Origin of the sequence: Mesorhizobium sp. J428, assembly GCF_024699925.1 — a bacterium.
Taxonomy (GTDB): Bacteria; Pseudomonadota; Alphaproteobacteria; order Rhizobiales; family Rhizobiaceae; genus Mesorhizobium_A.
Genome location: NZ_JAJOMX010000001.1, coordinates 1500706 through 1524621, shown reverse-complemented (window position 1 = coordinate 1524621; position 23916 = coordinate 1500706). Strand labels below are relative to the sequence as shown.

General features: G+C 66.7%; 21 protein-coding genes and 4 pseudogenes. 16 read left to right on the top strand and 9 right to left on the bottom strand.

What is annotated here, in order from left to right; all coding sequences use genetic code 11:
* Positions 1-5: 5 nt before the first annotated feature.
* Both LRS09_RS30230 and ruvA read right to left on the bottom strand, forming a co-directional pair.
* Positions 6-92 (bottom strand): annotated as a pseudogene (locus LRS09_RS30230) (hypothetical protein); the annotation flags it as partial.
* Between the two features lie 55 nt (positions 93-147).
* The gene (ruvA, locus tag LRS09_RS07610) at positions 148-768 is read right to left on the bottom strand and encodes a Holliday junction branch migration protein RuvA (protein ID WP_257810150.1); all 621 of its coding nucleotides are present in this window, start codon (positions 766-768) and stop codon (positions 148-150) included.
* Positions 769-939: 171 nt separating this feature from the next.
* Here ruvA and LRS09_RS07605 point away from each other — a divergent pair, with 171 nt between their 5' ends.
* A complete protein-coding gene (locus tag LRS09_RS07605) occupies positions 940-1827 on the top strand; it encodes a bile acid:sodium symporter family protein (RefSeq protein WP_257805172.1) in 888 nt (295 codons plus the stop codon).
* A gap of 7 nt (positions 1828-1834) precedes the next feature.
* On the opposite strand, the gene ruvC is transcribed toward LRS09_RS07605, so the two are convergent.
* Complete coding sequence (gene ruvC / locus LRS09_RS07600) at positions 1835-2344, bottom strand: crossover junction endodeoxyribonuclease RuvC (RefSeq protein WP_257805171.1); 510 nt, start codon at positions 2342-2344, stop codon at positions 1835-1837.
* A 146-nt stretch (positions 2345-2490) separates the two neighbouring features.
* Here ruvC and LRS09_RS07595 point away from each other — a divergent pair, with 146 nt between their 5' ends.
* The gene (locus LRS09_RS07595) at positions 2491-3252 is read left to right on the top strand and encodes a sulfite exporter TauE/SafE family protein (RefSeq protein ID WP_257805170.1); all 762 of its coding nucleotides are present in this window, start codon (positions 2491-2493) and stop codon (positions 3250-3252) included.
* A 4-nt stretch (positions 3253-3256) separates the two neighbouring features.
* Here LRS09_RS07595 and LRS09_RS07590 read toward each other — a convergent pair whose 3' ends face one another.
* Positions 3257-3787, bottom strand: coding sequence for a DUF1465 family protein (locus LRS09_RS07590; RefSeq protein ID WP_257805169.1), 531 nt, complete (start codon positions 3785-3787; stop codon positions 3257-3259).
* Between the two features lie 463 nt (positions 3788-4250).
* On the opposite strand from LRS09_RS07590, the gene LRS09_RS07585 reads away from it, so the two are divergent.
* The gene (locus LRS09_RS07585) at positions 4251-4802 is read left to right on the top strand and encodes a DUF2269 family protein (RefSeq protein WP_257805168.1); all 552 of its coding nucleotides are present in this window, start codon (positions 4251-4253) and stop codon (positions 4800-4802) included.
* A 34-nt stretch (positions 4803-4836) separates the two neighbouring features.
* On the opposite strand, the pseudogene LRS09_RS07580 reads toward LRS09_RS07585, so the two are convergent.
* Both LRS09_RS07580 and LRS09_RS07575 read right to left on the bottom strand, forming a co-directional pair.
* Positions 4837-6477 (bottom strand): annotated as a pseudogene (locus LRS09_RS07580) (acyl-CoA synthetase).
* A 54-nt stretch (positions 6478-6531) separates the two neighbouring features.
* Positions 6532-7305 carry a sulfite exporter TauE/SafE family protein gene (locus tag LRS09_RS07575; RefSeq protein ID WP_257805167.1) on the bottom strand — a complete coding sequence of 258 codons (774 nt, stop codon included), beginning with the start codon at positions 7303-7305 and terminating at the stop codon, positions 6532-6534.
* Positions 7306-7443: 138 nt separating this feature from the next.
* Between LRS09_RS07575 and LRS09_RS07570 the strand changes: the two genes are divergently transcribed.
* The 7 genes from LRS09_RS07570 (at position 7444) to LRS09_RS07540 (ending at position 13621) form a co-directional block, all read left to right on the top strand.
* A complete protein-coding gene (locus LRS09_RS07570) occupies positions 7444-8103 on the top strand; it encodes a thiamine phosphate synthase (RefSeq protein WP_257805166.1) in 660 nt (219 codons plus the stop codon).
* Positions 8100-9209, top strand: coding sequence for a tetratricopeptide repeat protein (locus LRS09_RS07565; RefSeq protein ID WP_257805165.1), 1110 nt, complete (start codon positions 8100-8102; stop codon positions 9207-9209). Before LRS09_RS07570 ends, LRS09_RS07565 begins: the two co-directional genes overlap by 4 nt.
* An 81-nt stretch (positions 9210-9290) precedes the next feature.
* Positions 9291-9857: an elongation factor P gene (gene efp / locus LRS09_RS07560; RefSeq protein WP_257805164.1), complete on the top strand. Its 567-nt coding sequence runs from the start codon at positions 9291-9293 to the stop codon at positions 9855-9857.
* Between the two features lie 51 nt (positions 9858-9908).
* Positions 9909-10712 (top strand): inositol monophosphatase family protein, encoded by an 804-nt coding sequence (locus LRS09_RS07555; protein WP_257805163.1) that lies wholly within the window; start codon positions 9909-9911, stop codon positions 10710-10712.
* Between the two features lie 70 nt (positions 10713-10782).
* Positions 10783-11457 carry a hemolysin III family protein gene (locus tag LRS09_RS07550; protein ID WP_257805162.1) on the top strand — a complete coding sequence of 225 codons (675 nt, stop codon included), beginning with the start codon at positions 10783-10785 and terminating at the stop codon, positions 11455-11457.
* A 117-nt stretch (positions 11458-11574) separates the two neighbouring features.
* The gene (locus LRS09_RS07545) at positions 11575-12588 is read left to right on the top strand and encodes a MotA/TolQ/ExbB proton channel family protein (RefSeq protein WP_257805161.1); all 1014 of its coding nucleotides are present in this window, start codon (positions 11575-11577) and stop codon (positions 12586-12588) included.
* Between the two features lies 1 nt (position 12589).
* A complete protein-coding gene (locus tag LRS09_RS07540) occupies positions 12590-13621 on the top strand; it encodes a peptidoglycan -binding protein (protein ID WP_257805160.1) in 1032 nt (343 codons plus the stop codon).
* On the opposite strand, the pseudogene LRS09_RS07535 reads toward LRS09_RS07540, so the two are convergent.
* Positions 13622-15333 (bottom strand): annotated as a pseudogene (locus tag LRS09_RS07535) (heparinase II/III family protein).
* 214 nt (positions 15334-15547) lie between these two features.
* On the opposite strand from LRS09_RS07535, the gene LRS09_RS07530 reads away from it, so the two are divergent.
* The 4 genes and pseudogenes from LRS09_RS07530 (at position 15548) to LRS09_RS07515 (ending at position 19939) form a co-directional block, all read left to right on the top strand.
* Positions 15548-16831, top strand: coding sequence for a murein hydrolase activator EnvC (locus LRS09_RS07530; protein WP_257805159.1), 1284 nt, complete (start codon positions 15548-15550; stop codon positions 16829-16831).
* A gap of 16 nt (positions 16832-16847) precedes the next feature.
* Positions 16848-18176 carry a S41 family peptidase gene (locus tag LRS09_RS07525; protein ID WP_257805158.1) on the top strand — a complete coding sequence of 443 codons (1329 nt, stop codon included), beginning with the start codon at positions 16848-16850 and terminating at the stop codon, positions 18174-18176.
* A 45-nt stretch (positions 18177-18221) separates the two neighbouring features.
* Positions 18222-19421: a divergent polysaccharide deacetylase family protein gene (locus LRS09_RS07520; RefSeq protein WP_257805157.1), complete on the top strand. Its 1200-nt coding sequence runs from the start codon at positions 18222-18224 to the stop codon at positions 19419-19421.
* Position 19422: 1 nt separating this feature from the next.
* Positions 19423-19939 (top strand): annotated as a pseudogene (locus LRS09_RS07515) (RNA pyrophosphohydrolase).
* 265 nt (positions 19940-20204) lie between these two features.
* Here the strand turns inward: LRS09_RS07515 and LRS09_RS07510 are convergent.
* A complete protein-coding gene (locus tag LRS09_RS07510) occupies positions 20205-21080 on the bottom strand; it encodes a transglutaminase family protein (RefSeq protein WP_257805156.1) in 876 nt (291 codons plus the stop codon).
* A gap of 72 nt (positions 21081-21152) precedes the next feature.
* Complete coding sequence (locus LRS09_RS07505; protein WP_257805155.1) at positions 21153-21353, bottom strand: DUF1674 domain-containing protein; 201 nt, start codon at positions 21351-21353, stop codon at positions 21153-21155.
* 98 nt (positions 21354-21451) lie between these two features.
* Between LRS09_RS07505 and htpX the strand changes: the two genes are divergently transcribed.
* Positions 21452-22534: a zinc metalloprotease HtpX gene (gene htpX / locus LRS09_RS07500; RefSeq protein WP_257805154.1), complete on the top strand. Its 1083-nt coding sequence runs from the start codon at positions 21452-21454 to the stop codon at positions 22532-22534.
* Positions 22525-23913: a 16S rRNA (cytosine(967)-C(5))-methyltransferase RsmB gene (rsmB, locus tag LRS09_RS07495; protein WP_374684901.1), complete on the top strand. Its 1389-nt coding sequence runs from the start codon at positions 22525-22527 to the stop codon at positions 23911-23913. The genes htpX and rsmB overlap by 10 nt, the downstream gene beginning before the upstream one ends.
* Positions 23914-23916 lie beyond the last annotated feature (3 nt).

The window sequence follows — 23916 nt, the reverse complement described above, 5'->3', positions numbered from 1 at the left end:
CCCGGGCCGATGCCAAGCCTCTCGCGGACCTCGGTCGGAATCGTCGTCTGCCCTTTGGCGGTTATCCGGGACTCGCAGGATTTAGCAGCCATAAGAAATTTCTCCTTACAAAGCCAAGATAGTAAGGAAATCATTCGGAAGCAATGATCATCGCGCCAGCTCCTTCAGCCCCAGCCGGATCAGCTTGGCCGAATCCGCTCCCTCGCCGGCCGACTTGACCGCGTTCGCCACGGCCGTCGCGGCCACGTCGCGCGAGTAGCCGAGGTTGACCAGCGCGGACACGGCGTCGGCGACGGGTGCCGCTGCAACGCCTTCGCCGAGTTCCTGCATCAGGCCGATCGTGCCGCTGGGCGCGCCGGAGAAGGCGGGCGCCTTGTTCTTCAGTTCGATGACGATGCGCTCGGCGACCTTTTTCCCCACGCCCGGCGCGCGCGAGACCATCGCGATGTCCTTCAGCGCGATCGCATTGGCGAGGTCAGACGGCGAGAGCGTCGACAGGATCGCCAGCGCCACCTTGGCGCCGACGCCCTGCACGTTGTTGAGCAGCAACAGGAACCATTCGCGTTCCAGCGCCGAACCGAAACCGTAAAGCCGGATCATGTCCTCGCGCACATAGGTCTCGATGTGCAGCGTGACGGCTTCTCCCGGCGAGGGGAGCGTGGCCAGCGTGCGCGTCGAGCAGTAGGCGACGTAGCCGACGCCGTGCACGTCGACGATGCAGTGGTCTTCGCCGATCTCGTCCACCACGCCCTTGAGCTTGCCGATCACGTCAGGTGCTCCCGTTTCACGCATGGACGATTCCCGCCGCCGGCGGAGGCCCCATCGCCTTGCACGAGGTCTGGAACAAGTCAAGAACGCAGGTGATCGAAGGCCGCTTGTTCGAGAGAGGGTTTCTCAACGAGTCGACGCTATTGTGCTGCAGATTCTCGAGGACTGGACATGCAATCAAGCGCGGCGTTGAGCATTGGGTTGCCGGTGGTCCTGTGCATCGTCATGCTGGGCCTGGGGCTTTCGCTGAAGCTCGACGATTTCCGCCGCGTCCTGCAGCGGCCGCAGGCGGTGCTGATCGGACTGTTCTGCCAGATCGTCATTCTGCCGATCATCTGCTACGGCCTGACCTCCGCATCCGGACTTCCGCCGGCGATCGCGGTGGGAATGATGCTGCTGGCCGCCAGTCCCGGCGGCACGTCCGCGACGCTCTATACGCATCTTGCGCGAGGCGACGTGGCGCTCAGCATCACATTGACTGCCCTGACATCCGTCCTGTCCATCGTCACGGTGCCGTTCATTGCCAACTTCGCGCTCGCCCGGTTCTATGGCGAAGCGTCGGCGGTGTACCTGGAACTGAGCCTGGTGGCGCAGATCTTCGTCATCGCGGTGGTTCCGGCCATGATCGGCGTGCTTGTCCAGAGCCGCTATCCGGTCCTTGCACAGCGCCTCGATCGCCCGGTCAAATTGCTTGCGACGCTGTTCCTCGCAGTCATCGTCATCTTTGCGCTGGTCAGCCAGTGGGGCCTTGTCGCGACCTGGGGTGTCACGATCCTCACGGTGGTCCTGCCTTTCAATCTGATGAGCCTGGCAGTCGGCTATCTTGTCCCGCGGCTGTTCCGGATCGAGTATCGCCAGGCAATCGCGCTGGCCATGTCGATCGGCGTGCACAATGCCGCGCTGGTGATCGCGATCGCCCTTTCGGAGCAGATGCTCGACAATCCGGAGATGGCCATACCGCCCGCTGCCTACGGGTTGATCGCCTACATAACCAGCGGTGTGGTCGTCTGGGTGGTGAACCGGCGTCAGGCGGTTCCGGTCAAGCGGTCGCCGGACTGACGTCGTCTCAGGTCAAGGCCGCCATGCGATAGGCGACGCTCTGGCGGTGATGCGCGTGGCAGATCGCGATGGCCAGCGCGTCGGCGGCGTCGTCGCTCTCGAAGGTTGCCTTCGGCAGGAGCACGCGCACCATCATGCGAATCTGCGCCTTGTCGCCGTGGCCGACGCCGATCACCGATTTCTTGACCGCGTTCGGCGCGTATTCGGCCACCCGCAACCCGGCGCGCGCCGGCACCAGCATGGCGATGCCCCGCGCCTGGCCGAGCTTCAGCGTCGAGGAAGGATTGGCGTTGACGAAGGTCTGCTCGACCGCGGCTTCCTCGGGCGCATACTGGCCGATGATCGCGTAGATGCCGTCATGGAGCTGGCACAGCCGGGCCGCGAGGTCTTCCCTGTCGTCGGACGTGACGGTGCCGGAGGCGACGAACCGCAGCGCATTGCCCTGGCTCTCGACGACGCCCCAGCCTGTGCGCCGAAGCCCGGGGTCCAGCCCGATGATGCGAATCGCCTCTGCCATGTATCCATCCTTACCGCTGCAGCGGCGTCATGCCAGCGGAAAGTGAACAAACGGGAAACATCCATCCTGTGTCAAAGGACTTCGGCGAGGTGGCGCGTGCGTCTCGCGCCCGCGCCGTCTACAGGTTGCCGGCAACAGAGGCGCCCATGCAATTGCCATCGTTTGACGGCCTGTTTCTGATCCTTGCCGTGACGGTGCTCGTCGCCGGCTTCGCTCGCGGCCTGTCAGGCTTCGGCACGGGTCTCATCGTCGCGCCGGTTGCGGGGGCTCTTTACGGGCCGAAGGCAGCCTTCGTAATTCTCGTCATCATCGATTCTCTGCCGACGATCCCGGTCACGATCCCCGCGCTGCGGATCGCCGTCTGGCGCGACGTCCTGCCGGCGGTCGTGGGGCTGATGCTGTTCATCCCGGTGGGTGTCTACATCCTCACCATCGCCGACCCGGTTGCCTTGCGTTGGTTCATCTGCGTCGCAATCCTCCTGTGCGCCGCGGCGTTGTGGCGCGGCTGGCGCTATCAGGGCGAGCGCACGCCGCCGAAGTCTTTCGGTGTCGGCGCGATGGCCGGCGTGCTGTCCGGGGTCGCCCAGATTCCGGGTCCGCCGGTGCTGGTCTACTGGCTGGCGTCGCCTTTGCCGTCGGCGATCATTCGCGCCAACCTGCTGTCGCTTTTCTTCATCTCGGAGCTGATGTCCTTGGCGACTGCCTGGACATCCGGCCTGTTCGAGGCCCCCGTTGTCGCCATCGCGCTGGCGGCAACGCCGGTCTATTTCGTCGGGCTGCTTGCCGGCTGGGCCGCGCACGGCCGCACGAGCGATGCGCACTACAGGCAGATCACGCTGTCGCTCGTGGTCCTCTCGGCGCTCCTCGCGCTGCCCTGGTCGGATATTGCGTCGGCTGCCGGACTTTGAGCGTTCAGCCGCGCGCGAAGGCGGTGTTCAGCAGCATGATCTGGTCGGAAACCGGGTTCGACGTGCGCGGCGGCTGGGCGATCACGGCCGCGGTGCCGCCGTAGATTTCCTCGTCCATGCGGCGGATGAGTGACTGGAGCTTCAGCGAGCGATGGACGAGCGCCACGAAGGCGTCAGGAAGCTCTGGCCAACCCGGCGCATTGTCCTGAGCGGAGGCCGTGTCCAGGCGCACCTTGGATTTTTCGGAGGCGACCTGGTCGCGCGTCATCTCGCCGGAATTGGCTGCCCGCTGCAGCAGCAGCCAGGAGGCGATCTGCATCAGCCGCGTGGTGAGCCGCATCGACTCGGCGGCATAGAGCGTCGCGGCGATGCGCGACAGGCGCTTCGCCTCGACCCGGCCCTGGCCGTCGAGATACTCGGCCGCCTGTTCGACCAGCCCCATGCCTTCATTGTAGAGCGGCTTGAAGGATGGCGAGAAAATCCTGCGCTCCGCGAGCCTGATGGTCTTGGCTCCCTCCGCGCCAGCGTCATTCATAGTCACGCACCCCTGCACACCCTGACGGGACCCGGCGACTCGACGACAGGATCCGCGTACCCACCCCTATACGGCACCGGCGCGGAAGATGCTCCGGCCGCGCCGCGAACGCAAGCGCATGTTTAACAAACGGTTAACGCGTGGTCGGACGGCAAAAAAAGAGCCGCGGTAAGGCGGCTCTCAGGAGTTAACAGGGAGGCGTCAAACAGGGTGGCTCCAACCACCCGGCAAGAATCCAGATCACTGGATGAACATAGTAAACATCCGTAAAGCCTAATGGACGGTTAACGCGCCGCATTTCTGCGCGAAACGTTCGCGCCTGCATCCTGAAGTATCACCCGTGTAACCGCGCGCGTCGCGGCGCCGACAAGCGGCCGATACCTGCCCGGTGGTAGGTCGCCGCCGCTCCGGAGCGCCGGCAATGACCGGCGACGGACCATGCAACGTTTCTCGAGGTAATGAGATGGACTGGTATTCGATCGTCAAATTGGGACATGTGATCTGCGCGCTTATCTGGGTCGGCGGCGGCTTCGCGATGATGCTCAACGGCGTGTTCGCCGTTAGGGCAGGGGATGCGGAGGGCACCATGAGCGCCATCCGCCTGTCATCGGACCTTGGCGGCCGGCTCATGGTTCCGGCCTCGATGCTGACCCTCGTCTTCGGCCTGGTCCTGTGCTGGTTCTGGGTCGGCTTCACCGACCTGTGGATCGTTATCGGCCTTGCCGGCTACGCTGCGACCTTCCTCATCGGGCTGTTCTACTTCAAGCCGACATCGGAGCGCGTCGCGGCGATGGTCGAGCGCGACGGCATCACGCCCGCCGCGCTGGCCGACGGCAAGGCAATGCTCAGGGTCGCGCGGTTCGACTATGCGGTCATGATCGTGGTGGTCGCCGATATGGTGCTGAAGCCGACCTTCGGCGACACGGTCCTGCTGACGGCCATGGCCGCCGTGCTGCTGGCGGGGGCGGCGGTCGCCTTCGTCGCCCGGAGCGAGACAGCGCCGTCGGAAGCCTGATCGATCGTCCGGCGCCGGCCCGTGCGGGCCGGCGTCACCCCGCCTTCGCCATGTCGCGCAGGCGGAACTTCTGGATCTTGCCGGTCGACGTCTTGGGGATCTCCGAGAAGATCACCGCCTTCGGCACCTTGAAACGGGCGAGCAGGCCGCGGCAGTGCTCGATGATCTCGGCCTCCGTGGCCGTCCTGCCCGGCTTCAGCTCGACATAGGCCACCGGCACCTCGCCCCACTTGTCGTCGTGGCGGGCCACGACGCCGCAGGAGGCGACGGCCGGGTGCTTGTAGAGCGCGTCCTCGACCTCGATCGAGGAGATGTTCTCGCCGCCGGAGATTATGATGTCCTTTGAGCGGTCCTTGAGCTGGATGTAGCCGTCCGGATGCATGACGCCGAGGTCACCGGAGTGGAACCAACCGCCGGCGAAGGCCTCGTCCGTTGCCGGCCTGTTCTTGAGATAGCCCTTCATGACGATGTTGCCGCGGAACATCACCTCGCCGATCGTCTCGCCGTCGGCGGGCGTCGGCTGCATGGTCTCGGGGTCGAGCACGGTCAGGCCTTCGAGCGCGGCATAACGCATGCGCCTGGCGGGCCTTCTTCGCCGCGCGGCCGTTCTTGTCGAGCGCGTCCCATTCCGAATGCCATTCGTTTACCACCGCTGGGCCGTAGGTCTCGGTCAGGCCGTAGAGATGCGTCACCGCGAAGCCGGCGTCCGCCATGCCCGCCAGCACGGCCTCCGGCGGCGGAGCCGCGGCCGTGTTGAAGGTGACGGTCTGCGGGAAGGAGCGCTTCTGGTCTTCGGGCGCGTTGATCAGCGTCGACATGACGATCGGCGCACCGCACAGATGCGTCACGCCATGATCGGCGATGGCGTCGTACATTGCCTTGGCGCGCACCCAGCGCAGGCACACATGCGTTCCGGCCGTCACCGCCAGCGTCCAGGGAAAGCACCAGCCGTTGCAGTGGAACATCGGCAGCGTCCAGAGATAGACGCAGTGCCTGGCCATCGCGGCATGGATTGTGTTCGCATAGGCCATCAGCGCCGCGCCGCGGTGATGGTACAGACGCCTTTCGGGTTGCCGGTCGTTCCCGACGTATAGTTGAGCGCGATCGCGTCCCATTCGTCGTCAGGCATCGACCAGGCGAAATCCTCGCTGCCTTCGGCTACGAAGTCTTCGTAGTCGATCGACCCGATCCGGTCGCCCTTCGGGTAGGGGGCATCCGCCGCGTATTCGGGGTCGTCGTAATCGATGACCAGCGGCTTCACCTTGGCGAGCTTTAGCGCCTCGGCGACGATTCCAGAGAATTCGCGGTCGACAATCAGGATCTTCGTCTCGGCGTGGTCGAGCTGGAAGGCGACGATCGCGGCGTCGAGGCGGGTGTTGAGCGAGTGCAGCACCGCCTTCACCATCGGCACGCCGAAATGGCATTCGAGCATCGGCGGCGTGTTGGACAGCATCACCGTCACCGTGTCGCCCTTGCCGATGCCTCGTCTCGCAAGCGCGTCCGCCAGCTTCAGCGAGCGCCGCCAGAAGTCGAGATAGGTCGTGCGGGCGCCGCCGTGGATGATAGCGACGTGGTCGGGATAGGTTCGCGCCGCGCGTTCCAGATAGGTCAGGGGCGTCAGCGGCTGATGGTTCGCCTGGTTGCGATCGAGGCCCTGCTCGTAGGGGTTCGCCATGTTATCCTCCCGCAGTCTTTGCTCAGGCTAAAGCACAAAGTCCGCCGGCCGTCATCATGGTAGAATTGCCGATACGCCGTCCCATACGAGCTTGGCCGCGATCAGCGCCATCACGCCGTAGGTGAAGGGATAGAACACGTCCGGCCGCATCCGGCGCACGACCCAGGCTCCCGCCAGCGTCGCGAGCGGCGCCAGCGGCATCAGCAGCAGCGAGGTCGCGAGGTTGGTCCGGTCGAACTGGCCGAGCGCGAAATAGGGCACGAGCTTCACGACGTTCATGAAGGCGAAGAAGTAGACGCCGGTGCTGGTGAAGACGCGCGGGTCGAGCCGAAGCGGCAGCGTGTAGACCTGGAAGGGCGGCCCACCCGCATGCGCCACGAAGCTCGTATAGCCGGAGACGACGCTCCAGAATGCGGCCTTCGCCGCGTTCGGCTGCTGACGGATGTGCCCGGTGCGGCGCACCAGCGTGTAGAGCCAGCGGCCGACGAAGACGATCGCGACGATACCGAGCATGAGACGCACGATGCCGGCGGAGACGATCGCGGCCGTCAGCCAGCCGAGCCCGATGCCCACCAGCGAGCCGGGAATGGTCTGGGCGAGGATCGTCCGGTCGTAGCCGCCGCGCCAGGTCCAGAGCGACACGGCGTCCATCAGGAGGAGGATCGGCAGCAGTATCGCCGCCGCCTGGACCGGCGACGTCGCCAGCGCCATCATCGGCACGCCGATGAAGCCGGCCGCGCCGCCCAGGCCGCCCTTGGACAGCCCGACGAGGATGACGGCCGGGATGGCGACGGCGTAGAAGATCGGGTCGGAGATCAGGGGAATCATCGTGCGGTCCGGGTCAGAGTCCCGCAATAACCATGGGCGCGGCCTTTGGCGAGAGATGCTGTCCAACGCGCGCGCTCTCGTCTATGCCAAAATCCAAACATGATCGCCGCCCATAGCGGGCGCACATCCGGAGCCCGCATGAACGACGAACTGCCAAACCGCTGCCGCCTCGTGCTTGTCGCCGACCCGAAGAAAGGCGGCGCGATGGAGGCACCGCGCGTTCTCGACGCGCTGTCCGGCGGCGATGTCGCCTCGTTGATCCTGGTCGGCGGAGCCGTCGAGGATGCGGAGTTCCAGAAATATTGCGAGGCGATCGTTCCCGATGCGCAGGCGAGGGGAGTGGCCGTGGTGATTTCCGGCGACAGCCGCATCGTCGGCCGCGTCGGCGCCGACGGCATCCACCTGGAGACCGGCAAGGCGGACATCGACGCCGCGGTGCGCAAGCATGACGGCCGGCTGATTGTCGGCGCAGGCGGTGCCAAGACCCGCCACGACGCGCTGGAGCTCGGCGAGGCCCAGCCGGACTACATTTTCTTCGGCCGCTTCGGCTTCGACGCCGATCCCGCGCCGCATCCGCGCAATCTCGATCTGGCGCGGTGGTGGGCCGAGATCGTCAACGTGCCGTGCATCGCGCAGGGCGGATCTGAGATCGCCTCCGCCGAGGCCGTGGCTGCGACCGGTGCGGAGTTCGTCGCCCTGTCGTCGGCGATCTTCAACGGAACGATGAAGCCCTCTGAGGCGGTCGCCGCGGTGAACGAACTGCTCGACCGCACCGCTCCGAGGTTCGAGGACGAATGAGACTAACGACGCCCGCCCTGCTTCTTGCCGCGCTGATCGCGTCGCCGCTGTCGGCGGCCGCCCAGGAGCCGAAACCGTCGCAGGAGCCCACCGGCGCAATCACCGCGCCCGCCAAGCCGGACGAGCCCGCGCTGGCCGCGAATGCCGTCGCGCCGGTGGCGCCGGTCACGCCGACGCCCGAGCCGACGGAGCCGTCGCCTCAGGCGTTACCCCAGCCTGCTCCCTCCGCGCCGTCGGAAGCCGCGGGGCCTGGTATCGATCCGAACCGTTTCGGCGAGCGGCTGCCGGACAATGTGTTCGGGGCGTTCCAGCGCGGCGAGTACATCACCGCTTTCAACCTGGCGCTGCCGCGCGCGCAGGCCGGCGATCCGGCGGCCATGACGCTGGTCGCCGAGATCTATGCGCGCGGGCTCGGCGTGCCGAAGGATGAGAAGAAGGCGGTCGAGTGGTATGAGAAGGCGGCGCACGCGGGCGTATCCGAGGCGAAGTTCCAGTATGCGCTGATCCTGCTCGACGGGAGGCTGGTCAAGCGCGACGTGCCGCGGGCACGGGAACTGATGCAGGCGGCGGCCGACGACGGCAACCGGTTGGCGCAGTTCAACCTGGCGCAGATCATCATCGACCGCGAGCCCGGCCCGGCAGGCCAACTCAAGGCCGTGGAATATTACATGAAGGCGGCCGAGGCGGGGCTGGCCGACGCGCAATATGCCGTCGCACAGATCTACGCCAACGGCGCCGGCGGCATCACACAGGACCTGCCGGAAGCGCGCAGGTGGCTGATACTTGCCGCACGGCAGGGCTTCGACACCGCGCAGGTGGATCTCGCGACCTGGCTGGTCGAGGGCAAGGGCGGTGCGCGCGACATGAAAGCCGGCTTCGGCTGGATGCACCGCGCGGCCCAAGGCGGCAACGTCGCGGCGCAGAACCGGCTCGCCAAGCTCTATGTCGAAGGCCTCGGCGTCGCGCCGGACATCATCGAAGGAACCGCCTGGTATATCCGTGCCCGCCGCGCCGGCCTCTCCGATTATTACATGGACGACGTGATGAACGGCCTGACCGACGAGGAGCAGAAGAAGGCGATCGAGCGGGCGAACCGCCTCAGATAGCTTGCCTGTCGTGCCGATTTGTGGTCTTGGGGCGCCGAAACAGGCGGTTCCCGCCCTTCCCGAACATCCGGAACACTTTTCATGGCCAAGATCAGCGGCAGCGAAATCCGTCCAGGCACGGTGATCGAGCACGACGGCGGGCTCTGGGCCGCGGTCAAGTCCAACACCGTCAAGCCCGGCAAGGGTGGCGCCTACAACCAGGTCGAGCTCAAGAACCTCATCAACGGCACCAAGCTCAACGAGCGCTTCCGCTCGGCCGAGACTGTCGAGCAGGTGCAGCTCGAACTGAAGGACTTCTCCTTCCTCTACGAAGAGGGCGACGCGCTGGTGTTCATGGACACCGAGTCCTACGAGCAGCTCGAACTCGCCAAGGATTTCGTCGGCGATCGCGCCGCCTTCCTGCAGGACGGGATGATGGTGACGGTGCAGCTCTACGAGGAGAGGCCGATCGGCATCGCGCTGCCCGACCACGTGACGCTGACGGTCACCGAGGCCGATCCGGTGGTGCGGGGCCAGACGGCCGCCTCGTCCTACAAGCCCGCGGTGCTGGAGAACGGCATCCGCGTGCTCGTTCCGCCCTTCATCGAGGCGGGCGAACGGATACTCGTCGACACCAACGAAATCAGCTACATGCGCAGGGCCGACTAGCGTCGGGCCAGCCTTCCGCCTTGCGCGGGACGGCGGACAACGGAGCAGACTATGCCGCGTTCGGCGATCATCAACGTCATGGTTCAGGCCGCCACGAAGGCCGGCCGCTCGCTTTCGCGCGATTTCGGCGAGGTGCAGAACCTGCAGGTCTCGCTGAAGGGACCGGGCGACTTCGTCAGCCAGGCCGACAAGCGCGCCGAGGAGATCATCCACACCGAGCTGTCGCGCTCGCGCCCTGACTATTCGTTCCTGATGGAGGAGAGCGGCGAGGTCGTCGGCTCCGACAGCCAGCACCGCTTCATCATCGATCCGCTCGACGGCACCACCAACTTCCTGCATGGCATCCCGATCTTCGCCGTCTCGATCGGGCTTGAACGGCAGGGCCAGATCGTCGCCGGCGTGATCTACAATCCCGCGATGGACGAGCTCTACACCGCCGAGCGCGGCGGCGGCGCATTCCTGAATGACCGGCGCCTGCGCGTCGGCGCGCGGCGCAAGCTTGCCGACAGTGTCATCGGCACCGGCATCCCGCATCTCGGCCGCGGCCATCACGGCAATTTCCTGATTGAGATGCGCCACGTGATGGGCGAGGTCGCGGGCGTGCGGCGGATGGGCGCTGCGGCGCTCGACCTTGCCTATGTGGCGGCCGGCCGGCTCGACGGCTTCTGGGAGACGGGCCTGCAGCCGTGGGACATGGCGGCCGGCATCCTGATGATCCGCGAGGCCGGCGGCTTCGTCTCCGACGGCGACGGCGGCACCGACATGCTGGGCAGGGGCTCGATTGTCGCCGGCAACGAGGTCATCCACAAGGCGCTGCTGCAGACGATCCGCAAGCCGCTGCCGCGCTCGATCTGACCTGCTTCACATCGGCGCACCGGCGGATCCTGCAACCAATCCGTCATGTTGGCATGCCATGCTTGATAGCATGAGTGATCTCTCGCGCCCGCATTTCATGAATTTCAGGGTTCCTTCGAGGGCCGAACTGATCGCGGACGGCGTCGTCCATGCCGTCGGTATTCTGATCGCGATCGCGGTCGGGGCGGCGCTGCTTGCGCTCTCCGCCGGCCGCACGGGAACGGGCGAATACGTCTCGCTGATCTTCTATCTCGCCTCGCTGCTCACCATGCTCGGCGTCTCCTGCGCCTACAATCTCTGGCCGCACTCGCCGGTGAAATGGGTTCTGCGGCGCGCGGACCATGCGGGGATCTACCTCCTGATCGCCGGAACCTACACGCCCTTCCTGATGAACGTCTCCGATCCGCTCGTGTCGGGCACGATGATGGGAATCGTCTGGGGAGGGGCCGCGATCGGCATTGCGGTCAAGCTTTTCCTGCCGGGTCGATTCGACGGGCTCGCGATCGTCTTCTACCTCGCCATCGGCTGGAGCGGCGCGATCATGCTGCGCTCGCTGGCCGACATTTTGCCGACGACCACGATCTGGCTGATCGCCGCCGGGGGTGCCGCCTATTCCTGCGGCGTCATCTTCTTCGTCTGGCGTAACCTGCGCTTCCAGAGCGCTGTCTGGCATGCCTTCGTCGTCACCGGCGCCACGCTGCATCTGGCCGCGATGACTGATTTCATGGTGGTGACGCGGGTCTGAAAGCGGGAAAACCTGGCCCTGGACATTCACGCCGGCGTTCCCCGCCTTTCAATTCTGTCACAATTCCGGTTAGATTCGTGATCATGATCGGATCTCGGGAAACGCAGAGGCGCGGCGATGGCATTGTTCAAATCTGCCGATATTGACGGTTTGGGCAGTGCATACGATCCCCAGAAACTTTCCTCTCCCCAGGTCTTCCTCTTGTCGATGCTGGTGTTCCTGGCGATCGCCGGTTTCGTCGCCGCGATCCTCTACCGGCAGATCTCGGCCGCCTTCGTCACCAATCCCGGCCTGAACGGCCTCATCCTCGGCGTGCTGACCGTCGGCATCCTGCTCGCCTTCGTGCAAGTCGGTCGGCTGTTCCGCGAAGTGAAGTGGGTGAATTCGTTCCGCGCCGGCAGCGAGACCACCGAGCCGGTGCTGCTGGCGCCGATGAAGGCGCTCCTGAGCCGCTCGTCGGCGATGACGCTCACCACCAACTCGATGCGCTCGATCCTCGATTCCATCGCGACCCGGCTCGACGAGAGCCGCGACATCTCGCGCTACCTGATCGGCCTCCTGGTGTTCCTCGGCCTGCTCGGCACGTTCTGGGGCCTGCTCGGCACGATCGGCTCGATCAGCCAGACGATCCAGTCGCTGGACCCGGGCTCGGGCGATGCCAACGACGTGCTCAATTCGCTGAAGTCGGGGCTGTCGGCGCCGCTGTCGGGCATGGGCACCGCCTTCTCGTCCTCGCTGTTCGGCCTCGCCGGCTCGCTCGTGCTGGGTTTCCTCGACCTGCAGGCCGGCCGCGCGCAGACACGTTTCTACACCGAACTCGAGAACTGGCTCTCCACGGTCACCGACCTCGGCTCCGACTTCGCCATCGATCCGTCCAAGGCCGGCACGTCGGACGAGATCAAGGCGCTGTCCGAACGGCTGCGGATGATTCAGGAATCCGGCGGGTCGAACCAGCGTGTGGCAACCGCCATGGCGAGCCTCGCCGAGGGCATCTCCGGCCTCGTCAAGAACATGCGCAACGAGCAGCAGATGATGCGCGACTGGATCGAAGCCCAGTCCGACGAGCAGAAGCGCCTGCGCGAGACGCTGGAGCGCGTCGCCGCCGGACTCGACAAGCAGAAAGTCAACTGAGATGGCGCTGGCGCGCGGCCGCCGCGAGCGGCGGACGATCGACTACTGGCCGGGCTTCGTCGACGCGCTCTCGACGCTGCTGCTCGCGATCATGTTCCTGCTGTCGGTCTTCGTGCTGGCGCAGTTCCTGCTCAGCCGAGAGATCAGCGGCAAGGACGAGGTGCTCGACCGGCTCAATTCGCAGATCAACGAACTGACCCAGCTCCTGGCGCTCGAACGCTCGAACACGCAGGACGCGGAGGATTCGCTCGCGGGGCTGCGCGCTTCGCTCGAAAGCGTCGAGAGCGAGCGCGACCGGTTGCAGCAACTGCTCGACCGCGGCGCCGGAGCGGGCGCGGTGGCCGACCAGAAGATCGACGAACTGTCGGGGCAGCTGGAAAGCGAGAAGCAGATGAGCCAGCGGGCGCTGTCGCAGGTCGAGCTGCTCAACCAGCAGATCGCAGCGCTGCGCAAGCAGATCGGGGCGCTTGAAGCCGCGCTTGACGTGTCGGAGCAGCGCGACCGCGAATCCAACACCAAGATCGCCGATCTCGGCCGCCGCCTGAATGTTGCGCTGGCGCAGCGCGTCAAGGAGCTCAATCGCTATCGCTCGGATTTCTTCGGGCGCCTGCGCGAGATTCTGTCCGACCGCGAGAACATCCGCATCGTCGGCGACCGCTTCGTCTTCCAGTCGGAAGTGCTCTTCGCGTCGGGTTCTGACGTGATCAATCCGGCGGGGCAGGACGAGATGAAGAAGCTCGCCGATGCAATCATCGAGCTGCAGCGCGAGATCCCCCCTGAGATCAACTGGGTGCTCAGGGTCGATGGGCATACCGACAACGTCCAGCTCTCAGGTACCGGCCGCTTCCGCGACAACTGGGAACTGTCGAGCGCGCGTGCGACCTCCGTCGTCAAATATCTGATCGCCAACGGCGTGCCGGCGAACCGGCTCGTGGCGGCCGGCTTCGGCGAGTTCCAGCCGCTCGACGCCGCCGACACCCAGGAAGCGCGCGACCGCAACCGGCGCATCGAGCTGAAGCTGACGGAGCGCTGATCAGGCGTTGCTGGCGAGTTGGGTCCGGGTGAACCGCCAGCGGACGAGGCCGAATTCCGACGGCTTGAAGGTCAGCACGATCTGGCGCGAACGGCGCGGTCCGGCGATGCCGGCGAAGAACAGCGATTCCTCGACCGTCGGCACGACCTCCTCGCAGGAGAAGACCCAGAAGTCCGATCGTTCCCCGCCCAGCACGAAGCGGTCCGCCGAGTCGCGGTAGAGTTCCGTGTCCGGATGGATATGGAAGCGGATCGCGACCGTGTCGCGGTCGCCGCGCACCGGCGTCCCCCCTGCCGGAAGAAACGGTCCGTGCCGTCGAGGACGGAGCCGCTGCGCGACAGCTGGAGCTCGCGCTCGTGGAGGATGCCGAAGCGGGTGACGTAGCCGTTGTGGCTTGCGACGAAGGCCTGGGCCTCCGCCGTGTCGCGCCGCTCGCACGGCACCTTGGTCGGCCCGCCGATCAGCGGCGTGCCGATCTGGCGGTGGACCTCCGGCGGGAAACTGAAGCGCGCCGAGGAGGTGTCGTTGATGGTGGCGGTCGAGTGGGCCGCCGTTGCGCGTGCCAGCGGCCGGTAGTCGTCGGGGCCGTAGGCGTCGACGCCGGAATTGACGATGTATTGCTGCCGCGCCGACGACAGTTCGAACGACAGGCAGCCGGCATGCGCCAGGTGCGAGACCTCGAAGGGGGGCGCGATGCCGGTGTCGGCGATGACGGTCGTTCCGCCCATCGTAAGCCGCTCGTAGCCGGAATAGGGGGCATGCAGCAGTGGCGCGCCCGCCGTGTCGTCGTGGCGCAGGATCGCAGCCAGCCTGTCGGCGATGGTCGGTCCCATGCCGTTGAAGCGGGCCAGCCCGCCGTCGCTGTGTCGGAAGAAACGCAGCGCCGGCAGCATGCGGTCGATCGCGCCCATCAGCGCCGCCGGCGGGGCCTCGGCCTGATTGGCATAGGTCTGGCGCAGTGGCAGAAGGTCCGCGAGCAGTTCGAGCAGCGCCATCGGATTGCGTGAGATATGCCCGCCGTCCGGCAGGATCTGCCGGTCGAGCTCTTCCGCCAGGTGGCGGGTCGCGCTGCGCAGCACGGAGCCCGGAACCGGCAGGGACAGGGCGGCGAAAGTGAGCGCGATGCGGGCGCGCAGCAGCTCCTCGCCGTCTGCCATGTAGCGGGCGACGAATCTCAGATAGCGCACCTGAACGGCGAGCGACTTGAGATAAGAGCGGTAGAAGGCGAATTCCGCCCCTTCCAGCACGACCGTCGAATGCTGCAGCCATGAGATGATTCGCCGGGCCGTCACCGCCGGGTCCCAGGCCGGCTCTGTGATGCGGCCGCCATGCATGGCGATCCAGTCGGCGACGAGCGCGCGCGCATTCGCGGAGGCGAGCTCGGTGCCCGCCTCGCGCATGTGGCGCAGCCAGCGGAAGCCGTGCAGTGACCGCTGCCACTCGCGCGAGGCGCCGACGACCTGGAACGGCGAGGCGCCGCCCGTTTCGATCATCTGCCCGGCAAGCGGGTAGCGGCCGTGATAGATGTCGTCGGCGATCTGCGGGTCGGGGAGGCGCAGGTCGGGCGGCGCGACGAGGATACGCTCGGGCGTGCGGCCGGAAAAACGCCAGCGATAGGCCGGCCCCGCAGCGAGCCTCCGACCGAATCGCCGCCAGTACGCACGGGCGACGTAAGCCCAAAGGGCCGGACTCTGTCCCCTTTCGAGCGCCAATATGTATGCCTTCCTCACCGTCCCGCTGGGCGAAAATACCTGATTCAATACTTTGTGCGAGCCGTAACGCTCAAAAAGCGATGGACAACCCGGCTCGGTAGCAGAAGTTGCATCGTGCCAGCACGGCTGGCGGCCGGGTCTTATGGTTGATGGTTCCTTAAGGATCAAGGCGATAGGCTGCCTTATCCTGTTGGTTCACCGGTGCGAGCATAGTGTGAAACGCCCGATCCTCATTGCCGTTCTTGCCGCGCTGTCGGCCGCCGGCCCGCTTGCGGCGCAGGCCGAGGCGCCGGCGGAACTCGAGGTGCGGCAGGCGCAGACGCGCGGCGAATACGAGCGCATCACCAGCGAACTCAGCCTTTCCGACAGCCGGCAGAAGACGTTGTCGGACGAGATCGCGCGGCTGCGGAAAGACAACGCCTCGATCACCTCCGCCCTGATCCAGGCCGCCAAGACGGAAAAGAAGCTCTCCGAAGACGTGGCGGCGATGGAAGACAGGCTGGGCGAGCTGAAGGACCAGCAGGCCGCGATCCGCGCCTCGCTGTCCGAGCGCCGCGAGGTGCTGGCCGAGGTGCTGGGCGCCTTGCAGCGGATGGGGCTGAACCCGCCGCCCGCAATCCTCGTCCGCCCGGAGGACGCGCTGTCCTCCGTGCGTAGCTCGATCCTTCTCGGCGCGGTGGTGCCGGAACTGCGCGAGCAGACGACCGCGCTTCTCGCCGATCTCACCGAGCTGGCGCGGCTCGGCGAGACCGTCGCCACCGAGCGCGAGCGCCTCGTCGCGACCATTGCGGAGCAGGCCGAGAGTCGCACGCGGCTGTCACTTTTGCTTGAAGAGAAGCGGAAGCTGCAGGAGGGCTCGGAGCAGACGCTTCGGAACGAGCAGCTTCGCGCCGCCGATCTCGCGGCCAAGGCCGGCAACCTGAAGGACCTGATCGCCTCGCTGGAGGCGGGCATCGAAGCCGCCCGCAAGGCCGAGGAAGAGGCGAGGCTTGCGGAGGAAAAGAGGGCGCGCGAAGAGGCGAGAGACGCCGAACGCCGCGTTCCCGAGCGGAATCGCCTGGTGGAGGCGGCACCATTCCCTGCCTTGCAGGGCACGCTCGCCCTGCCGGTCGCCGGCAAGAAGATCCGGACCTTCGGGCATGTCGACGAGGCTGGAGTCACCGCATTCGGCGACACGGTAAGGACACAATCGGGCGCAATCGTCACTGCGCCGTCCGACGCCACGGTTCTGTATGCCGGTCCGTTCCGTTCCTATGGCCAACTCTTGATCCTCGATGCCGGCGGCGGCTATCATGTCGTTCTGGCGGGGCTGGGCAGAATCAGCGTTTCGCAGGGTCAACCGGTACTGGCGGGAGAGCCTGTGGGCGCAATGGGCGAGACGCGGGTCGCAAGCATGTCCGCGGAAGGCAGTGTGAATGCGCAGCCGGAACTCTATATTGAGTTCCGCAAGGACCAAAAACCCGTCGATCCCGCCCCGTGGTGGCAGGCTCGCAGATGATCTGGAAGGGCAGGCAATGATTCGTAAGGTGTCGCTTCTGTTCGCGGGTGCGCTGATGGGCGCGTCCGCCATGAGCCTGGTCTATGGCGCACCCGGCTCCAGCGCGAATGCCGCCGGTTCCTCCGAGACCTATCGCCAGCTCGCCATCTTCGGCGACATCTTCGAGCGGGTGCGCGCGCAGTATGTGACGCCGCCCGAGGAGAAGAAGCTGGTCGAGAGCGCCATCAATGGCATGCTCTCCTCGCTCGATCCGCATTCGTCCTACCTCAATCCGGACGCCGCCAAGGACATGCGCGTCCAGACGCGCGGCGAGTTCGGCGGCCTCGGCATCGAGGTCACGATGGAGAACGAGCTGGTGAAGGTCATCTCGCCGATCGAGGACACGCCGGCCGCGCGCGCTGGCGTGCTGTCGGGCGACCTGATCTCGCAGATCGACGGCCAGGAAGTCCGCGGCCTGACGCTTGAGGAAGCGGTCGACAAGATGCGCGGCCAGGTCAACACACCGATCGATCTGACGATCGTACGCGAGGGCGCTACAGAGCCGATCAAGGTCACGATCATCCGCGAGACGATCAAGGTCCGCGCGGTGCGCTACCGTGTCGAGAACGACGTCGGCTACATCAAGATCAATTCCTTCACCGAGAAGACCTTCGGCGACCTCCAGGCCGCGATCCAGTCGATCCGGGAGAAGGCTCCGTCCGCCGGCGTGAAGGGCTATGTGCTCGACCTGCGCCTCAATCCGGGCGGCCTGCTCGACCAGGCGATCAGCGTGTCGGACGCCTTCCTCGACAAGGGCGAGATCGTCTCGACGCGCGGTCGCGACCCGGAGAAGACCGAGCGCTACGACAGCCGGCCGGGCGACCTGATCGACGGCAAGCCGCTGATCGTGCTGGTGAACGGCGGATCGGCCTCGGCCTCCGAGATCGTCGCCGGCGCGCTGCAGGATCATCGCCGCGCGACCATCCTCGGCACCCAGACCTTCGGCAAGGGCTCCGTGCAGAGCGTCATCCCGCTGCCCGAGAACGGCGCGCTGAAGCTCACGACGGCGCTCTACTACACGCCGTCCGGATCCTCGATCCAGGGCAAGGGCATCACGCCCGACGTGAAGGTCGAGCAGCCTCTGCCCGAGGAACTGCAGGGCAAGGATCTGTCCCGCGGCGAATCGGACCTGCCCGGCCACATCAAGGGCAACCAGGAGGGCGAGGAAGGTTCGGGCTCAGCCGCCTATGTCCCTCCGGATCCGAAGGACGACATCCAGCTCAACTACGCGCTGGACCTGATCCGCGGCACCAAGACCGACGCGGCCTTCCCGGCCAATCCCGCCAAGGCGGTGATGAACCAGTAATACGGTCCGGCCGGCGGAGCGATCCGCCGGCCGGCCTTTCACTGCGTGTCGCCGGCGTTTCTCGGCATATCATCGAGACATCCGCTGGAGCGTCCCCTGAACAGCAGCATCGAGCAGCCGCTTGGCCAGACCGGTCCGGCCCGCAAGGGCGGATTCGGCGCTCGCCGCCTGCCGCTCGGGGCACTGACGCTCGGCGTCGCCGCGCTGGCAGCCTCCACCTTCATCGCGATGCAGGGCAGCGGGCTCAGGATGCCCGTGCACGAGACGGTATCCGTGCCGGAGGTTGCCGTGGCGCCCGTCGAGCCGGCGCCGGCAAAGACGACGCCCCCACCGAAGCCACGGACCGACGGCCCGGCGATCATCAAGGTCCAGCCGGAGGCCTCCCCTTCGGGCGGAACGATCGTCATCCGCGATCCGGCCGCGCTCGAACGCAATCTGCGCACGGCGCACCTGCCCGACCGCGACCTGATCGAGGAGAGCCCGACCGGCCCTCTGCCAGTCCGTGCGATCGACGGGCGGCGGCCCTTCGACGTCTATGCCGGAGCCTGGTCCGGATCGCGGGGCGCCAAAGTGGCGATCGTCATCGGCGGCATGGGCCTGTCGCAGACGGGAACGCAGGCGGCGATCAACGCCTTGCCTCCCGAGGTCACGCTCGGTTTCGCCTCGGCCGGCAACAGCCTCTCGCGCTGGATGCAAACGGCGCGGCAGCGCGGCCACGAGATCGTCATGCAGGTGCCGATGGAGCCGTTCGACTATCCGTCGGTCGATCCGGGGCGTGATCCGCTCACCGTCGACGCCGATCCGGAGGAGAACATCGATCACCTCCACCGTGCCCTGTCGCGCACCACGAACTACACCGGCATCATGAACTACATGGGCGGGCGTTTCGTCACCGAGCGCGAGGCAATGTCGCCTGTCATCCAGGAACTCGGCAAGCGCGGGCTGATGTATCTCGACGACGGCTCCAGCGCCCGCAGCGTTGCGCCCGAGCTCGCGCTCGGCAGCGGCGTGCCGTTCGCGGCCGGCGATGCGACGATCGACGGCGTGCGCGCGCGCGGTGACATCCTGAAGAAGCTCGACCAGCTCGAGGCGACGGCGCGAGCGAAAGGGTCGGCGATCGGCATCGGCTCCGCCTTCGACGTGACGGTCGAGGCGGTCACGACCTGGGTGGCCGAGGCGAGGAAACGGGGCATCGAGATCGTCCCGGTCTCGGCGCTGGCGAACGATCCCGAAGGTGGACGCTGAGATGGCGAAGAAGATCGATCCGGAAACGCTGCCGTACCCGGCCCTGCGTGGGCATCATGGTGCTGAACCGGGAGGGCCTGGTCTGGGCGGGGCGGCGCATCGCCGAGCCGGACAGCGAGATGTCGGGCGCGGTCAAGCTCTGGCAGATGCCGCAGGGCGGCATCGACAAGGGCGAGGATCCGCTGCCGGCCGCGATCCGGGAGCTCTACGAGGAGACCGGCATGAAGTCGGTCTCGCTGCTGGGCGAGGCGCCAGGCTGGTTCAACTACGACCTGCCGCGCGAGGTCCTCGGCATCGCGCTCAAGGGCAAGTATCGCGGCCAGACGCAGAAATGGTTCGCCTTCCGCTTTGAGGGCGACGAAAGCGAGATCGAGATCGATCCGCCGCCGGGCGGCCACACGGCCGAATTCGACCGCTGGGAATGGAAGCCGATGGAGGAGCTTCCCGACCTGATTGTCCCGTTCAAGCGGGCGATCTACGAACAGGTCGTGTCGGCGTTCCGTCACCTGGCCAGATAGGCGGGTGAATTTTACTTGCACGACGAATGCGATGGCCCCACATTGGCGGCGTGTTCAACGAACTGGAAGGAGGTGATCCGATGTCGAGTGTTGTCGTTTCCAAGCGCGTGGCCTCGGCGGATTGCCCTTTCGGGAAGCAGCCTTCCTGAACTGGCGCATGATGCGCGGCCGGTGACGGTGTCACCGCCAGGGTCGCGCCCGCGGACGAAACACGGAAAGGCCTCCCTCGCGGGAGGCCTTTTCTTTTGCGTTGAGCGGACCGAGTTCAGGCGGCGGCGCTTATGCGAAAGCCGTTCCCTTCGTCTCCGTCGGCTTTGCGGCCGGCGGCGGGTTGGGATGTCTCCTCATAGGTCCAGACCTCGAACTTGCTGAGCACGTGCGCGCCGAAAGTGTGGACGAGCGGCACATCGGTCGCGTCGCGGCCGCGCGCGACGACCACCCGGCCCGTGCGCGGCTTGTTGTGGCGAGGGTCGAACGTATACCACCGGCCGCCGACATAGGCCTCTACCCAGGCGCTGAAGTCCATCGGAGCGGGGTCCGCCGGCACGTTGATGTCGCCGAGATAGCCGTTGACGTAGCGGGCCGGGATATTCATCGCGCGGCAGAAGGCGATCGCCAGATGGGCGAAGTCGCGGCACACGCCCACGCGCTCCTCATGCGCCTGGGCGGCCGTGCGGGTCGAGCGGGCATAGCCGTAGCCGAAGGACAGCCGGTCGTGCACATAATCCATGATCGCCTGCACGCGTTCCCAGCCGGGCCTGGTCTGGCCGAACAGGTTCCACGCCAGCGTCGAGAGATGGTCGGTCTCGCAATAACGGCTGCCGAGCAGGTAGCCGATGCATTCGGTCGGAAGCTCGGCCACCGGCGTTTCCTGCGCCTTCGGCGCCACGGGATCCAGAAGGCCACTGTCCTCGACGACCGCGTCGTATCGCATTGTGAATCGGCCGGCGGGCGCGACGAACCTGCGACAGCGATTGCCATAGGCGTCGACATAGGTCTGCGTTTTGACCATCGGCGTGGGCAGGAAGCCGGACTCCCAGCGGATGTCCTGCCTGCGATCCGAGTGAATTTCCAGCGCAGTCACGACAGGCGTGTCCTGCGGCAGATCGAGGGCTAGTTCGTAGCCGAGACGAATGAGCATTGGCGGCACCGATGTCTAGAAGGAACTGGGTGTTCGTCAACGCCCGACCCCGGAATCGGTTCCGGCGCCGGTTTAGAAGTCGGTGGCGATGCCCTTCACTTCCCAGTCGCCGTAGCGCACCGGCTCCTCGCCGCCGCGGCCGCCGATTTCCTTCGGCGGCGCAGGCTTGCGGCGCGCGGCCTTCCTGCGCGCCTCCGCCTCGGCCAGCGCGCGCTGGGCCGCGGGCGAAAGCTCGCGCGGCTGGGTCGACGGTGTCTCGGCTTCGTCGGCCATCCTGTGCTCCCGATATTGAAGTGGCTCAGTGCCTCCACCATCATATATAGCGTTATCAGCGCCGGAGACAGTGTCGTCGCCGGCCACCGGAGACCTTGATGAACGTAATCCGCACCGCGATGCTGCTCGCCGCAATGACCGCGCTCTTCATGGGCGTCGGCTACATGATTGGCGGCTCGGGCGGCATGATGATCGCCTTCCTGATCGCGGCCGGCATGAACCTGTTCAGCTACTGGAACTCGGACAAGATGGTGCTCAGGATGCACCATGCCGTCGAGATCGACGAGCGCAGCGCGCCGGAACTGTTCGAGATCGTGCGCGGCCTGTCACAGAATGCCGGCCTGCCGATGCCGAAGGTCTATCTTATCCAGAACGACCAACCCAACGCCTTCGCTACCGGACGCAACCCGCAGAACGCGGCGGTGGCGGCCACGACCGGCCTGCTGCAGCGCCTTTCCTACGAGGAGGTTGCGGGCGTGATGGCGCACGAGCTGGCGCATATCCAGAACCGCGACACGCTGACCATGACCATCACCGCGACGCTCGCCGGCGCGATTTCGATGCTCGGCAATTTCGCCTTCTTCTTTGGCGGCAACCGCGACAACAACAACCCGCTCGGTGGCATCGGCGTGCTCATCGCGATGATCGTGGCACCGCTGGCTGCGGCCGTCGTGCAGATGGCGATCAGCCGTACGCGGGAATATTCCGCTGACCGGCGCGGCGCGGAGATTTGCGAGCATCCGCTGTGGCTTGCCTCGGCGCTCGGGAAGATCGCGGGTGCCGCGCAGCGCATCCACAATCCCGACGCCGAGCGTGCGCCGGCGACCGCGCATATGTTCATCATCAATCCGCTGTCGGGCGAGCGGATGGACAGTCTCTTCTCCACCCATCCGAATACGGAGAATCGCATCGCAGCGCTCCGGCAGATGGCGGCCGAGTTCGAGGCCCAGCCGGCGCCGCAGCCTCAGGCGCGCGCCGGGCGGCCCGCGCCGACCAGCCGGGCGCCTGCCGACCCGCCGACGGCCGAGGAACCGAAGGCTGCCCGTCCCACGTCCGGCCCGTGGGGAGCGCCCTCGCAGCAGGAGCCGAAGCAGCCCGAGGCGCAGACGCCGCCTGAAGCGCCGAAGTCGAATCCCTGGGGCCGCAACCCGACCGGGCCGCGCAAGGGCCCCTGGTCGTGACGTCGCCCGCGCGGGCGAAGCGAAAGGCCCCTTCGAAGCCGGGCAGGGCGATACCGCCGGCATCCGCTCCCGGCCTTGCCGCGCGCCAGGCCGCGACGCGGCTTCTGGCCGCCGTGGTCGAGGCCAGGACGCCGCTCGACGGCATGACGGACGGCCAGCACGGCCACCCGCAGTACCGCGCGCTCGACGAGCGCGATCGCGGGCTGGTGCGGGCGATTCTCGTCTCGGCGCTACGCCACCGCAACACGATCGAGGCGATGATCGCCGAGCGCCTGGACCGGCCGCTGCCGGCCAACGCACATACGCTCTCGCACATCCTGCACGTCGCTTTGGCGCAGATGCTGTTCCTCGACGTGCCCGACAGCGCCGCGGTCGATCTCGCGGTGGAGCAGGCCAAGGCCGATCCGCGCACGCAGCGCTTCGCCTCGCTGGTCAACGCCGTCCTGCGCGGCATCGGGCGCGACAAGGAACGCGCGCTGCCGCGTCTGCTGGCCGCCACGCGCGACGCGCCCGACTGGTTCGTAAGACGGATGGAGGCTGCCTACGGTGCTGCCGAGACCGACGCGATCCTCGCCGCGCACCGTCTCGAACCGCCAATCGACTTCACGGTGAAAGATGACGCCGCCGGCTGGGCTGAGCGGTTCGGCGGCATCGTCCTGCCCACGGGCTCTGTCCGTCTCGCCACGCTCGACCGCGCCGTCTCGGACCTGCCGGGCTATGCCGACGGCGCCTGGTGGGTGCAGGACGCCGCCGCGGCCCTGCCGGCGCAGCTGATGGGCAACGTCGCCGGCAAGCGCGTCGCCGACCTCTGCGCCGCGCCTGGCGGCAAGACGGCGCAGCTCGCGGCCGCGGGCGCGAAGGTCACGGCGGTGGAGATCTCGGCCAACCGACTGAAGCGACTGGCAACGAATCTCGCCCGCCTGGGGCTCGAAGCCGAGCTCGTGTCGGCCGACCTCACCACCTTCGAACCGGCGGAACAGTTCGATGCGATCCTGCTCGACGCGCCATGCTCCTCGACCGGCACGGTCAGGCGTCATCCGGATGTGCTGTGGACCAAGACGGAAGCCGACGTCGCTAAGCTCGCCGACGTCCAGCGCACCCTGCTCGGCCATGCCGCGCGTCTCTTGAAGCACGGGGGCACTCTCGTCTTCTCCAACTGTTCGCTCGATCCGCTGGAGGGCGAGCAGCTTGTGCGCGGCTTCCTCGCCGAGACGCCCGGCATGTCGCTCGACCCGATCCGGCCCGACGAGATCCCCGGCATCGCCGCCTTCGTGACGCCCGACGGCGTCCTGCGCACCACGCCAGCAGGACTGCGGATGGAGACGCCGCAGCTCTCCGGCCTCGACGGCTTCTTCGCCGCGCGGCTGAGGAGGCTCTGACCC